Origin of the sequence: Thiomicrospira pelophila DSM 1534 (genome assembly GCF_000711195.1) — a bacterium.
GTDB classification, from domain to species: domain Bacteria; phylum Pseudomonadota; class Gammaproteobacteria; order Thiomicrospirales; family Thiomicrospiraceae; genus Thiomicrospira; species Thiomicrospira pelophila.
The window spans coordinates 1,182,691-1,197,165 of record NZ_JOMR01000001.1 but is presented as its reverse complement, the minus strand read 5'-3'; the positions used below and the strand labels follow the sequence as shown (position 1 = coordinate 1,197,165).

Genomic DNA, 14,475 nt, shown 5'->3' with positions numbered 1-14,475 from the left:
TTGCTCCGAGTTATTTATCTTCGTTAGGATCAATTAAATCAAGTTGGAAGTCATCAGGATCATCAGCTTGAGTTGACTCATTTTCAGTGGTTTGTGACTCTTCTACCGTTGATGTGGCTTCCGTTGTTTGAGAGGCCATGACGGTGTTATCTGTTTCGACTGAATCTTCATCAATCATATCGTCATCTTCTGACGCATTAACGACGGCCAGACCTACTACGGCTTCGTCTTTACCAACATTAATTAACTTAACACCTTGTGTATTACGGCCCACAACTGAGATTTCACTCACACGTGTGCGCACCAAGGTGGCTTTATTGGTAATTAATACCACTTCTTGCTCAGGCACAACCGACAAGGCCGATACCACTTTACCGTTGCGCTCAGACGTTTTAATCGAGATTACGCCCTGACCACCACGGTTAATGGTCGAATAATCATCAACCGTCGTACATTTACCATAGCCATGTTCAGTGGCGGTTAAGATGAGCGTTGAAGGTGTCGCAATTTGCATGCTAATAATGGTTTGACCAGCCGCTAGTTTCATACCGCGAACACCACGAGCCTGACGCCCCATGACACGTACATCCGACTCTTTAAAGCGAATCGCTTTACCACCATCCGCAAACAACATCACTTCTTGATTACCATTCGTCAGTGCTGTTCCCACCAACTCATCGTTGTCTAACAAATCGACCGCGATGATGCCGTTGGCACGTGGACGCGAGAAATCCGTTAAACGCACACGTTTAACCACCGCATGTTTGGTCGCCATAAATACAAAGTGCTCTTCATCAAATTGGCTAATTGGTAAAATCGCCGAAATATGCTCACCGTCTTCTAACGGGAACACATTCACAATTGGCTTACCACGTGCACCACGGCTAGCTAAAGGTAACTGCCAAGTCTTCTGCCAGTACAATTTGCCTCGGTTCGAGAAGCACAGCAGCATATCGTGTGTGCTGGCGACTAAAATTTGACCGACTTCGTCTTCTTCTTTCATTGCGGTAGCGGATTTACCGCGTCCACCGCGTTTTTGTGCGCGATAGTCGCTGACCGGTTGGGTTTTAATATAGCCATCTTGCGACAAGGTCACAATTCGGTCTTCAACAGCGATTAAATCTTCTTCGTCTAAGTCTACGTAAGCATGATCAATTTCAGTACGACGCTCATCACCGTACAGCGTTTTAATTTCAACCAACTCTTCGCGGACTACTTCGGTTAAACGGTCTGGATTGCGCAGAATTTCGAGGAATTCAAAGATCTTTTCAATCAAACCTTTGTATTCTTCTAAGATTTTATCTTGCTCTAAACCAGTTAAACGGTTTAAACGCATATCCAAAATAGCTTGTGCTTGGGTGGGTGATAAACGATAAATATCCGCTTCAACCATACCAAAGCCAGGTTCAAGCTCTTCAGGACGGGTATCTTTTGCTTCTACACGCTCTAACAATTGAATAACATTACCAGCCGGCCAATTGCGTTCTAGCATACGATCTTTAGCCACGCTAGCGGTTGGCGATGACTTGATTAACTCAATCATTTCATCAATATTGCTTAACGCAACGGCCAAACCTTCTAACAAATGGGCTTTTTCGCGTGCTTTGCGCAGCTCAAAGATAGTGCGGCGCGTCACCACTTCACGGCGGTGACGGACAAAGGCTTCAATAATTTCGCGCAGATTAAGTAACTTAGGCTGGGCATTGATTAGCGCCACCATATTGATACCAAACACAGTTTGCATCGAGGTCAACTTATACAAGTTGTTAACCATGACTTCTGGCACTTCACCGCGACGTAGTTCGATGACAATACGCATACCGTCTTTGTCAGACTCATCACGTAACGCCGTGATACCTTCAATTTTCTTTTCTTTGATCAACTCAGCAATTCGTTCAATCAAACGAGCTTTGTTAACTTGATAAGGAATTTCATAAACGACGATGGTTTGTTTGCCAGACTTATCGGTTTCAATCTTGGTACGAGCACGAATTTGTACACGACCACGACCGGTTTCATAAGCTTCGCGAATACCGCGTGTACCGTTAATAATGGCGCGAGTTGGGAAATCTGGACCAGGAATGTGTTCCATCAAGCCAGCGACATCAATATCCGGGTTTTCAATTAACGCCAAACACGCATCAATCGTTTCATTAAGATTGTGAGGCGGAATATTGGTCGCCATACCGACGGCGATACCAGCCGAACCGTTGACTAATAGATTAGGAATACGACTTGGTAATACGTTAGGTTCATGCTCAGAACCGTCATAGTTGGCTGTGAAATCAACGGTTTCTTTTTCTAGATCGGCTAGTAACTCATGCGCGATTTTAGACATACGTACTTCGGTGTAACGCATAGCGGCGGCGTTATCACCATCAATCGAACCGAAGTTACCCTGACCGTCGACCAACATATAACGTAAAGAGAAAGGCTGCGCCATACGAACAATCGTGTCATACACAGCGGTGTCACCGTGTGGGTGGTATTTACCAATCACGTCACCCACGACACGCGCCGATTTCTTATAGGGCTTGTTCCAATCATTCTTCAATTCATTCATGGCGTACAAGACACGACGATGAACCGGCTTTAAACCGTCACGAACATCGGGTAGTGCGCGTCCTATAATTACGCTCATCGCGTAACTTAAATAGGACTGTTTCATTTCATCTTCAAGCGATATCGGGTGTATTTCACGTGCAAAATCTGACATGGAGCATCCAATCTAGTTATATTTTTGACATAAAGTCAGCATTATAACCGAATTATGACAGGACTATTAGCGCGAAATGCAAAAAATAAGCGGGTACAAAGCGTTTTTAATCCAGTAGAATATCGCCCTATGTGTTTTAACTAAAAAGCTGACATAAGCCCTATGAACGTCTCAGACAATTTTGATCAACAAGAGTTGCACAATTTTAACCAACATGCGCAAACTTGGTGGGATACCGAGGGAGAGTTTGGTGCCCTGCATAAAATTAACCCATTGAGACTGGAGTTTATGCAGCGCCATGTGTCCTTGTCTGGCCAAACCATCTTAGATATTGGGTGTGGTGGTGGTATTTTAAGCGAATCCATGGCCAAATTGGGCGCTAATGTGACGGGAATAGATTTGGCAGAAGATGTTTTAAACGTGGCCAAATTACACAGTTTAGATGCTGGCGTCGAATTAGACTATCAACTTATCTCAGCCGAAGATCACGCACAACAGCACCCCGAGCATTATGATGTGGTAACTTGCATGGAAATGTTGGAACATGTTCCCAACCCGCAAGCCATTATTAAAGCAGCGACCCATGCCACCAGGCCTGGTGGGTATGTGTTTTTCTCGACCTTGAATCGTACCACTAAATCCTATCTATTAGGTGTACTGGCAGCGGAATATGTATTAAACCTGGTCCCTAAAGGTACCCATCAGCATGATAAGTTTATCAAACCGAGTGAGTTGAGTGAGATGGCACGTGGTGCTGGTTTAACTTTAATTGACTCCGCCGGTATTGATTTTAACCCCCTATTTAAACACTATGCTTTAAGTCATAATCTCGACATTAACTACTTAATGGCCTTTCAAAAGCTGGATTAACCCAAACCATGACCCAAATTGATTGCATTTTATTCGACCTAGACGGCACCTTGCTAGATACCTCATACGATTTTAGCTATGCCTTAAACTTAACTTGCGCTGAGCTAGGCCAAACCCCACCGGGTTATGCCGAAGTTCGCAATACGGTATCGCAAGGCGGTGCCGCCCTTACCCGCCTTGCTTTTCCAGAGGCCGATGATGCTTTATTCGAACAACGCCGCCAACAGTTTTTAGCCAATTATCACGATCATATTGCCTTGCATACCCAAGTCTTCCCAGGCTTACTACCAGGCCTGGTGCACTTGGCGGAAAAAAACATTCCTTGGGGCATCGTCACCAATAAGCCAGAAAAATTAACGCATCATTTACTAAAAAACTTTGACTTCCCCAGTGCACCCCAAAGTATTGTGTGTGGCGATACCTTACCCATTCGCAAACCCAACCCAGAACCCATGTGGTTGGCTGCTGAACAATGCGGTTTTGCGCCCGAAAAGTGTTTGTATCTAGGCGATCATCCGCGTGATATCGAAGCCGGCATCAACGCCCGCATGCAAACCGGCGCGGCCTTATTTGGCTACTTACCTGAAGATAAAATCGACAACTTAGATCAAGCTGATTTTCTTTTCCGCACGCCATATGACATTACTCAGTTTCTAAAAGAGCGTTTTAACTAATGGATTTACAACCGAAAAAAACCTTTTTAATTACCGGCGCCGCCAATGGTTTGGGGCGTGCATTAGCGCAACATTTGAATGGCGAACAGCATCAATTGATTTTGCTTGATAGCGATCTTAAAGCGCTGAATAAACTCTATGACGAACTCGATGCCAGCGGTTGGAATAATGTTTTTTTGTTCCCCATGAATTTAACCGGCTCTGCTCAAGCCGAATTTGAACAATTGGCCGAAGGTTTAAATGAATTCAGCCAACTGGATGGCTTGTTTTTAAACGCCGCCATTTTGCCAGCTTTAACGCCAATTGAACACTTTGATCCCATGCAATGGTACGAAGTGATGCAAACCAACTTAAATGCTAACTTCCATTTGATTCAAACCTGCCTACCGAAGCTAAAAGCTAGTAACCAGGCCTGGTTGGTGACTATTTCTGACCAAGCGGTAAAAAATAATCAACAATATTATGGCGCTTATGCCGTGGCTAAAGCCGGTTTAGAACAACTCACTCAGCTAGTGGTAGAAGAAAACGCAAACCTTCAAGGTGTAATTGCGCACTTCCCTGCGCTCGCCAGCCACTTACGCTCCAAACTCTATCCAGGCGAACCGCCCTGCCAAAACGAAACCGTGGAATCCGCGGCGCAACGCTTAATCGCGACCTGTTTCAAACAGCAGACATACGACGATATAAGCTTACTATAATTGGTTTTAAATACACTATTGAACACTTAAAGGCGATCGAAATGAATATAGTTGAAATTGCACAAACACGTTACTCCACCAAAAAATTTGATAAAACTCGCCGTATTTCAGATTCGGATCTGGCGCAAATCAAAGCCCTACTACGCTTAAGTCCATCCAGTGTCAACTCACAGCCTTGGCACTTTATTATCAGTGGCACAGATGAAGGCAAAGCGCGTATCGCGAAGTCGGCGCAGGGTTCTTATGTAGCGAACGAATCAAAAATCCTAAACGGTTCGCATACTATTGTTTACTGTGTCAAAACCGACTTCACCGACGACTATATACACGCTATCACTAACCAAGAAGAATCAGATGGCCGTATTGACTCTCAAGAAATGAAAGATAAGGTGAATGCTGTTCGAACCTTTTATGCTGACCTACACCGCGTAAACTGGCACGACACCCAATGCTGGATGGAAAAACAAGTCTACTTAAATATGGGCGCTTTGCTATTAGGTGCGGGCGCTCTAGGCCTAGATGCCGTACCGATCGAAGGGGTGGATACCGAAGTATTGGATGAAGAATTTGATCTACCAAGTCAGGGTTACAAAGCCCTGGCCGTGGTCTCATTAGGTTATAAACAAGAAAATGACTTTAACGCCACCCTGCCGAAATCGCGCTGGCCTGAAGATCAGATTATTACTGAAGTTTAAATTTACCAAACCAGCCTAACAATGTTCATTGTTTGCAGGGCTGGTTTTCAATTCAAATCACTGGTACATTCAAGTTTCGTTTCATTATTAAACGGAGACTAGTATGAAAAATATCGTGATTATTCAAGGTCATCCTGATAATACTCATGCCCATTTTGGCCATGCCTTGGCGCAACAGTATCTTGACGGTGCACACGAAGCGGGTCATCAAGTGCAGATTATTCAAGTCGCCCGTTTAGATTTTCCCTGGTTAAAGTCCGATGAAGAGTTTGAGCATGGTGACATTCCACCAACCTTAAAACCTGCCCAACAAGCGATTGAGCAAGCCGATCATTTGGTGTTTATATATCCGTTATGGTTAGGCGATATGCCCGCGATTTTAAAAGCCTTTTTAGAGCAGGTGTTTCGACCCGGCTTCGCGATAGGCAAAGCGGATGACGAACAACGAAAAGGTGGATTACTCAAAGGTAAAACTGCTCGAATAGTGGTGACCATGGGCATGCCGGCGTTTATTTATCGTTGGTTTTATGGCGCGCATAGCTTAAAAAGCTTTAAGCGAAACATCCTTAAGTTTAGTGGTATAAAAATATCCGGCGAAACCTTGATTGGTTTTATGGGAAAAACCAAGCCACATATGAACCAGGCCTGGTTAGAGACCTTGTTGCAACTTGGTAAAAAAGCGATTTAAGATAAGATTAATTACGTTTCAATTGGGCGAACTTGTCCGCAAGTGTGCCCATGCTGTTATTGTTTGGTGATGGCTTCGGTGTCGCTTGTTTAGATTTGGTTGCGGTTTGAGCACCGGCAACGCCCTTCTCGGTTACATTCGGTGCGGTTTTCATCGACAAACTTATACGTTTGCGCGCTTCATCCACCTCCAAAACCGTCACCTTCACAATTTGTCCGGCTTTCACAATGGTGTGTGGGTCGCTGACAAAGCCATTCGATAGGTGTGAGATATGCACCAAACCATCCTGATGCACACCGACATCCACAAATGCGCCAAAATGCGTGACGTTCGTCACCACACCTTCAAGCACCAGGCCTGGTGATAAGTCTTTAATTTCCGTAATCGCGTCGTTAAATTCAACCGTTTTAAACGTCGGACGCGGATCTCGCCCGGGTTTTTCAAGTTCAGATAAAATATCACGTAGCGTCATTAAGCCTATGTTTTCATTTACAAACTCGGTTGCGTTAATGCGTTTTACCTGCTCAGGCTGACCAATTAATTGCGCTAAATCCACACTCAGTTTTTTGGCCATTTGTTCAACAATCTCATAAGATTCAGGATGCACCGCTGATTGATCCAATGGATGCTCACCTTCGCGAATTCGTAAAAACCCAGCACACTGCTCAAACGCTTTTGGCCCTAAACGTGGTACTTTCTTTAATTGCTGACGATTACGAAACGACCCATTTTCATCACGCCAATTCACAATTTCTTGCGCCAAACGCGACGACAAGCCCGATACATAACTTAACAAGGCGCTAGACGCGGTATTTAAATCCACCCCAACGGAGTTCACACAATCCTCTACCGTATTCTGTAGGGATTGTGCCAAAGCCGTTTGGTTCACGTCATGCTGATATTGGCCCACACCAATCGCTTTTGGATCAATCTTAACTAACTCGGCAAGCGGATCTTGCAAGCGGCGGCCAATCGAAATCGCACCGCGAACCGTTACATCCAGTTGTGGAAACTCTTGCTGAGCCATTTCAGAAGCCGAGTACACAGAAGCGCCGGCTTCTGATACCACCACTTTCTGGGTATTAGAGAACTTATTTTGGTTTAAAACCTCATTTACAAGCTGCTCGGTTTCGCGTGAGGCGGTGCCGTTGCCAATGCTAACCAACTCAACGCCGTAATCTTTAATCAGCGTGGCCAGTGTTTGTTTACTTTGATCCCACTGGCTTTGCGGCGCATGCGGATAAATGACGCCATGATGTAAAAATTTACCGGTTTGATCAACTAACGCCAGTTTTACGCCGGTACGAAACCCCGGATCAAGCGCTAACGTGACCTTGGCGCCCGCGGGTGCGGCCAATAATAAATCTTTTAAATTATGCGCAAACACGTCTATCGCGCCCTGTTCAGCCATTTCACGCAAACGACTAAACAGTTCGGTTTCGAGTGACTTGGCCAACTTTAAGCGCCAGACCTGGTGAATAACCTGACTAAAAAAGGTTTGGCTCGGTAAACGCTCAAACTGCAATTGATGAAACTGCTGAATGCGCGCTAAGAATGGATGAGAGCTGGTAGATTCTACCTGCGGCAATTCCAGCTTGAGTTTAAGAACCCCAGCCTGTTCTCCACGGAACAACGCCAAAGCACGGTGCGAAGGAATCTTACGAATCGGTTCTTCATACTCATAATAGTCTTTAAACTTTTCGCCTTCATCCACCTGCCCTTTAACCAAACGGCTGGTCACCACCCCTTCTCGCCACAGGGTTTCACGCAACTCGGCCACCAGGCCTGGTGGTTGCGACAGTTGCTCGGTCAAAATATCCTGCGCGCCACTTAATGCCGCTTCCGCGGTTTCAATGCCTTTTTCGACATTAATATAGGCTTGTGCCTCAGCTAGCGGATCAAGTTTTGGATTGGCTAACAACGCCTGCGCCAACGGATCAAGCCCGGCTTCTTTGGCTTTTAAAGCTTTTGAGTTACGGGTGAGTTTATAAGGTCGATAAATATCTTCCAACTCGGTCTTGCTTTGGGTGTTGGCCACCGCCTTTTCTAATTCCGGCGTCAGTTTTTGTTGCGCTTCTAAACTTTTGAGAATGGTTTGTTTGCGTTCTTGCAGACTGGTTAAATAGCCCAAGCGTGTCTCGAGCTGACGCAGTTGGATATCGTCCAACCCTTGCGTTGCTTCTTTACGATAACGCGAAATAAAGGGCACCGTAGCGCCATCGCTTAATAACGCGATAGCCGCCTCCACTTGGTTTGACTTAACCTTTAACTCATCTGCAATAATCTGCGCAAAATTCAAACTGTTCATGGTTCTCTCTTATTATTTTATTGATCAAGAATTTGTATTTTTCGGTTGGCCAAAAATGCCTCGAATTCGCCTTGTGAGGCCAGCGGCAATTGCACCTCTAACCGCACTTGTTCGCTGTATTCGGTTTGTAAAATCGACCCGTTTAGTAATTCAAGTTGGTGTCGAATCACCTGCTCATCGCCAAAACCACACTCAAGCTGTAAGGTGAGTTGAGCTTCAAAGGTTTGTATCGGCAAATCGGCCATCACCGCTTGCGCCGCTTGACTATAAGCTCGTGTTAAACCACCCGCACCCAGTTTGATGCCACCAAAGTAGCGCACCACGACCAGCATCACATCGCCCACACCCTTATGCTGCAGCACATTTAAAATTGGTTTACCCGCCGTGCCCGAGGGCTCGCCATCATCGCCCATGCCCGCATTCGACGCGCAATTTGGATCACCCAACAAATAGGCCCAACAATGATGACGTGCGTCAGGATAATCGGCTTTCAGTTCTTCCAGCATCGTCATCGCCTGCGCACGGGTTTCAACCAAATCCGCATAAGCGATAAATCGGCTTTTTTTAATTTCAATCTCAGCGCGGCCACGCTCAGCCGGAATTGGGTAACTCATGTGATTCGTTATTTTAAAAATTTGCCATAGCCTAAGACAAAGCCTTGTGATACGCAAATGGTTTTCACGTAAAATAGCCTCTCGTTCACGATACCAGGCCTGGTTGTTATGCAAACACAATTAAATTGGGATATTTTTTGCACTGTCATCGACAATTATGGCGATATTGGTGTCAGTTGGCGTTTGGCGAAAATCCTGCGTCACGACTTTCAGCAAAACGTACGTTTATTTGTAGATGATTTGAATGCCTTGCACACCCTCGTGCCTGAAACCGATCCGGTTTTAAACCAACAATTTATCCAGCAAATTGAAGTTCAGCATTTAAACTACGATCTAAGCACCAGGCCTGGTGAGGTGGTGATTGAAGCCTTTGGTTGTGAATTGCCGAGCGACTATGTCGAACAAATGAAAATATCCAAACCCATTTGGATTAACCTGGAGTATTTCAGTGCCGAACCCTGGGTGCAAGACTTTCACGGTTTACCATCTAAACAAGCCAACGGACTAGATAAAACTTTCTTTTTTCCCAGCATCCTATCAGGCACCGGTGGCTTAATGCGCGAAGCTGATTTATTGCAACGTCGCGCGCAATTTATAAGCCGTCACCACCATACGGGCATAAAGGCCTGGTTATCTGAAATTGGTTTACCCGAACCGATTCAAAACAGCTTTAAGGTCTCGCTTTTCGCTTATGAAAACAAAGCATTAGCCTCGCTTTTTGATAACTGGGCGAAAAGTGAACAACCGATTGAGGTGTATTTGCCGCAAGGTCGATTATTAAGCAGCGCGCAAGCTTATTTTAATCAACCGCTAAAAGCTGGAGATTCAATACAACAAGGTCAAATGCGTTTGCATATTCTGCCGTTTTTACCCCAATCTCAATATGACCACTTGTTATGGCTATGCGACCTTAATTTTGTGCGTGGCGAAGAATCTTTAGTGCGTGCCCAATGGGCCGGTAAACCGTTTGTTTGGCACATCTACCCAACAGAAGACGATGCGCACTGGACTAAGTTAAATGCATTTTTTGACGTCTATAGTCATACCTTAAATCCCGCTGCAAAACAAGCTCTTATAAGCTTTAATCAAAGTTGGAACCACCAAAAAATCGAGCACCAGGCCTGGCACTTGTTAATGCAACAATGGCCAAGTTTAAATCAGCATGCCGAAAACTGGATAAATCACTTAGAAAGTTTAGGCGAACTTAGCGCAAATCTAGTCAAGTTTGCTAAAAGCAAGGTATAATGCGGCGATTTTTAAATTTTTAGGAAACAAGCATGAAAACAGCACAAGAGTTTCGCGTTGGTAACGTGATTATGGTTGGCGATGAGCCAATGGTTATTTTAAAGACCGAATTTAACAAGTCTGGCCGTAACTCTGCGGTCGTTAAAATGAAAATGAAAAACCTACTGAACGGCAGCGCGAGTGAGCAGGTTTATAAAGCAGACGATAAGTTCGACCAAGTTATTCTTGAGAAGAAAGCTTGTACTTATAGCTACTTCGCTGATCCTTTGTACGTTTTCATGGACGAAGAATACAACCAATACGAAGTTGAAAAAGAAAACCTAGGTGACGCTTTAAACTACATCGAAGACGGCATGGAAGACCAGTGTGAAGTAACCTTCTATAACGAAAAGCCAATTTCGATCGAAATGCCGATCATCATCGTGCGTGAAGTGGCTTACACCGAGCCGGCCGCTCGTGGCGACACGTCAGGTAAAGTGATGAAAGTGGCTCGCCTACATAACGGTGCAGAACTACAAGTGGCCGCGTTTGTTGAGATTGGTGATAAAATCGAAATCGATACTCGCACAAACGAATTCCGCAAACGCGCTTAATTCGTAACGCTTCAAACGCAAAAATAAAAATGCCCCATTAATTGGGGCATTTTTATTGGGCAAAAAAATCTAATCACAACTTCATCTAGCGTATTTAAACTCTAAACATGCCAATTAACTGGCTTAACTGATTCGCTAGCTGACCAACCTGATTACTCGCATCCAGTGTCTTGTGTGCGCTCTTAACAACCTTCTCTGACGCATCACTGACTTTATTTAAATTACTATCCACCAAGTCAGCGTGTTTAGACTGCTGAAGGCTCGATTCTACAATCTGTGAGTTCTTTTGATTAATCGTAGAAACCGCTTTTTCAATCGAGGTTAACGACTGGCCAGCTGTGTTGGCTTGCTGAACACTTAAGTGTGCTTGTTCGCGCCCTTCTGACATTACTTTGGCCGCTTCTCTTGACACTTTTGCAAGGTGTGAAATGGTCGCTTCAATTTCCAAAGTCGATTCTTGGGTACGGCTGGCAAGAACACGCACCTCATCGGCCACCACCGCAAAACCTCGCCCATGCTCACCTGCGCGCGCGGCTTCTATCGCCGCATTTAACGCTAATAAATTGGTTTGTTCGGCAATGTCTTGAATCACACCCAGTACATTCGAAATATTAACGCTATCCTTTTCTAGGCGCTTAATCACCTCAGCGGCGGCATCCACTTGATTGGCTAGCTCATTAATTGAACGTGTCGAGTTTTCTACGTTTTGACGACCCTGTTGTGATTCTTTATTCGCGACCTCGGCCGCATTTAAAGCGTCTTTTGCCTGAATAGAAACCTTTTCTAAAGCCTCACGCATAGACTGCATGGCCTGCACCATTTTTTTAGTATCTTGTTTTTGTACATCCACGTCTTTCTGTGTCACTTCCACTTCATTCAACATGGTTAATGCAGCATGGTTCATCTGCGACGATACGTCGTAAATCTTTTGCACCATAAAACGCAAGTTATGCGTCATGATATTAAAACTGTCAGCCATCTCACCAATAAAGTCATGGCTATTAAATGTGCACTGAACCGAAATATCATTATTGCTGATAGACTTTGCGACCTCACCAATACGTTGAAGACGCTTAAGTAACATCTTGTTTAATAACCAAAAGTTAAATAATCCAATACTCACACCCGCCGCAATACAGGCGATCACAAACCAAATCAACATGCCTGGTTTCCATTCCACAAACAGATCGGCAAAAATCGGAAACACTAAGCCCATGATGATCCCAAAGCCTAAAAAGGCCAAAAACATATTCCTGAGAATGCTGGGCTGTTTGAAATTGAAGTTAAAAGTAATCACAACGGCTCTCCAGAGCTTGATCTAAAAGGGTTCACTAACTGATTGGTTTGTTAGCAAAAACCAAGCCACATTGATATGGATCAACTCACTTAAGGCTTAAACTTATTGAAATGGACTATGTGATTGGCAATCCGCATAATAATCTTCAATCATGCGTTGTTCTTCTAGCAGAAACCCATTCAATGCCTCTTGAAATGGATTGGGCGTTAACCAATGTGCGGATTGGCTGATAATCGGCTCAAACCCGCGCGCTATTTTGTGTTCACCACCTGCGCCGGGCTCAAAACGTTTTAAACCTTTCTCTATCGCAAACTCAATGCCTTGGTAATAGCAAGCTTCAAAATGCAGGCTGTTCACCTCATCTATACAGCCCCAATGACGGCCAAATAAAACCGAATCGCTCACAAACATGAGCGAACCGGCAATCGTTTCCCCATCACGATCCGCCATCACCAGTAATACTTGTTCCGGCAAGGCCTGGGCAACCGCCTGAAAAAAGCCTTGATTTAAAGTCGCTAAACTGTGTTTTTCGGCAAAAGTCTTTTCATAAAAATAGGCAAAATCTTGCCAATCCTGCTCGCTGGCGGTGTGCCCATTTAAGCGTCTCAAGGTTACACCGGCTTCTTCAACTTTGCGGCGTTCTTGTTTGATATTCTTACGTTTCTTGGGTTTTAATTGCGCTAGAAAATCATCAAAGGTTTGATAATCTCGGTTAAACCAATGGAAATGACAATCGTGGCGAATGAGCCAATCCGCTTGGTCTGACAACCAGGCCTGGTCGTTCGGCTCTTCATAATGCTCGGCAAATAAAATATGCCAACCACTCACACCCTGCTCTTCAGCTAACTTCTGAAAATGTTTAACTAATAACGCGCGGATTTGATCTGACGTGTAGCGATCATTAAGATCATGACTAATCAGAAAACGTTGCCCCGTCACTGGCGCATAAGGAATCGAACTCACCCATTTAGGGAAATACGCCAAGCCCACCGACTGCCAAGCCTGTGACCAGGCCTGGTCGAACACAAACTCACCATACGAATTGGTTTTAGCATAAAGCGGCATCGCCGCAATCAAACGACCCTGATCATATAACGCCACATGCTGCGGATACCAACCAAATTGGGCACTCACGCAGCCATGATCTTCCAACGCCTGTAAAAACTCATGGCGTAAAAACGGATTATTATCCACCACCAACGCATTCCAGGCCTGTCGATCAATATCCGCAATCTGTTGAACTAAACGTAATTCCATATGGAAAGATTTAACCCCAAAGATTTAAAGGAGGGTCTTGGAGCATCGCTTTAAGCAAATCTGTCCGTGTCACAATGCCAACAAGATGGTCTTGTTCGTTAACAATAGGCACGGCGGTTAAATGGTATTCAACCTTGACATGTGCGATACGTCTTACATCTGACACCGGGTCAGCCGTGATCACTTCATCAGACATGGCATCTTCAACGGTTTTGTTCCTAACGAATGAAATCTTGTCACCATCTTCGATTATAAAAGCTATATAAATCATTAAGCGTTACTAAGCCAACTAAACGCATTTGTTTATTACTGACGGGCATCTGATTCACCTTATGTGAGTGAAGCAGGTGGTAAGCCTCTTGAACCGGGGTTTCAAGCGGTATGGTGATCACGGGATGTTTCATGACTTGGTAAGCGTGAAATACTCGTTCACGCTTATTAGCGTGAATCATTTTTTTATAGGCATCAACACCCTTAGCATTGACTTCAGAGGTATCAGAGGTAGTGAGCCCTTGGACGACAAGGGTTTCATCTTGAGCAATATTGGCGTGGAAACCAACATCCTGAGTTTGATGAGGCGAATGTACTCTTTTAAGGTTTTCTAAGTTGTCTCTAAAACGACGACCTTGGATATTGTAAATTGCAAACATACGATGACCTCTAAAACAGGGTGATTATTTATTTTTTATCCAATACGACTTGTTTTCAATTCGGCCCATAACGTAGTTTCAGCTCATAAAATTGACGGGATCTTGTTTTGTTTACCTCTCCTGTGCATTGTAATACTACAAAAGGGGCTTTGACCCCTTTTCTTACATCG

General features: G+C 44.6%; 14 protein-coding genes. 7 read left to right on the top strand and 7 right to left on the bottom strand.

Features of this window, described 5'->3' with window-relative positions:
- Positions 1-10 precede the first annotated feature (10 nt).
- Positions 11-2,716 carry a DNA gyrase subunit A gene (gene gyrA / locus N746_RS0105750; protein WP_051678539.1) on the bottom strand — a complete coding sequence of 902 codons (2,706 nt, stop codon included), beginning with the start codon at positions 2,714-2,716 and terminating at the stop codon, positions 11-13.
- 162 nt (positions 2,717-2,878) lie between these two features.
- Between gyrA and ubiG the strand changes: the two genes are divergently transcribed.
- From ubiG to N746_RS0105725, 5 genes are all read left to right on the top strand, one after another.
- Positions 2,879-3,586, top strand: a complete 708-nt coding sequence (gene ubiG / locus N746_RS0105745) for a bifunctional 2-polyprenyl-6-hydroxyphenol methylase/3-demethylubiquinol 3-O-methyltransferase UbiG (protein ID WP_029934722.1) — start codon at positions 2,879-2,881, stop codon at positions 3,584-3,586.
- An 8-nt stretch (positions 3,587-3,594) separates the two neighbouring features.
- The gene (locus N746_RS0105740) at positions 3,595-4,260 is read left to right on the top strand and encodes an HAD family hydrolase (RefSeq protein WP_029934720.1); all 666 of its coding nucleotides are present in this window, start codon (positions 3,595-3,597) and stop codon (positions 4,258-4,260) included.
- Positions 4,260-4,958 carry an SDR family NAD(P)-dependent oxidoreductase gene (locus N746_RS0105735; protein WP_029934718.1) on the top strand — a complete coding sequence of 233 codons (699 nt, stop codon included), beginning with the start codon at positions 4,260-4,262 and terminating at the stop codon, positions 4,956-4,958. Before N746_RS0105740 ends, N746_RS0105735 begins: the two co-directional genes overlap by 1 nt.
- Before the next feature lie 41 nt (positions 4,959-4,999).
- Positions 5,000-5,653 (top strand): oxygen-insensitive NAD(P)H nitroreductase, encoded by a 654-nt coding sequence (nfsB, locus tag N746_RS0105730; RefSeq protein WP_029934716.1) that lies wholly within the window; start codon positions 5,000-5,002, stop codon positions 5,651-5,653.
- A gap of 103 nt (positions 5,654-5,756) precedes the next feature.
- Positions 5,757-6,341, top strand: coding sequence for an NAD(P)H-dependent oxidoreductase (locus N746_RS0105725; RefSeq protein WP_029934715.1), 585 nt, complete (start codon positions 5,757-5,759; stop codon positions 6,339-6,341).
- Positions 6,342-6,348: 7 nt separating this feature from the next.
- Here N746_RS0105725 and N746_RS0105720 read toward each other — a convergent pair whose 3' ends face one another.
- Positions 6,349-8,649 (bottom strand): Tex family protein, encoded by a 2,301-nt coding sequence (locus tag N746_RS0105720; protein ID WP_029934714.1) that lies wholly within the window; start codon positions 8,647-8,649, stop codon positions 6,349-6,351.
- 17 nt (positions 8,650-8,666) lie between these two features.
- Positions 8,667-9,263, bottom strand: coding sequence for a YigZ family protein (locus N746_RS0105715; protein ID WP_029934712.1), 597 nt, complete (start codon positions 9,261-9,263; stop codon positions 8,667-8,669).
- Positions 9,264-9,371: 108 nt separating this feature from the next.
- Here N746_RS0105715 and earP point away from each other — a divergent pair, with 108 nt between their 5' ends.
- Together earP and efp are read left to right on the top strand one after the other, a co-directional pair.
- Positions 9,372-10,508 carry an elongation factor P maturation arginine rhamnosyltransferase EarP gene (earP, locus tag N746_RS0105710; RefSeq protein WP_029934710.1) on the top strand — a complete coding sequence of 379 codons (1,137 nt, stop codon included), beginning with the start codon at positions 9,372-9,374 and terminating at the stop codon, positions 10,506-10,508.
- 32 nt (positions 10,509-10,540) lie between these two features.
- A complete protein-coding gene (efp, locus tag N746_RS0105705) occupies positions 10,541-11,101 on the top strand; it encodes an elongation factor P (RefSeq protein WP_029934709.1) in 561 nt (186 codons plus the stop codon).
- Between the two features lie 94 nt (positions 11,102-11,195).
- Here efp and N746_RS0105700 read toward each other — a convergent pair whose 3' ends face one another.
- The 4 genes from N746_RS0105700 to N746_RS0105685 form a co-directional block, all read right to left on the bottom strand.
- Entirely contained in the window at positions 11,196-12,350 is a 1,155-nt protein-coding gene (locus N746_RS0105700; protein ID WP_038125897.1) for a methyl-accepting chemotaxis protein, read from the bottom strand.
- A gap of 150 nt (positions 12,351-12,500) precedes the next feature.
- On the bottom strand, positions 12,501-13,655 hold the full coding sequence (locus N746_RS0105695; protein ID WP_029934707.1) for a GNAT family N-acetyltransferase: 1,155 nt from the start codon (positions 13,653-13,655) through the stop codon (positions 12,501-12,503).
- A gap of 10 nt (positions 13,656-13,665) precedes the next feature.
- On the bottom strand, positions 13,666-13,851 hold the full coding sequence (locus tag N746_RS0105690; protein WP_029934706.1) for a CBS domain-containing protein: 186 nt from the start codon (positions 13,849-13,851) through the stop codon (positions 13,666-13,668).
- 40 nt (positions 13,852-13,891) lie between these two features.
- On the bottom strand, positions 13,892-14,305 hold the full coding sequence (locus N746_RS0105685) for a CBS domain-containing protein (RefSeq protein WP_029934705.1): 414 nt from the start codon (positions 14,303-14,305) through the stop codon (positions 13,892-13,894).
- Positions 14,306-14,475 lie beyond the last annotated feature (170 nt).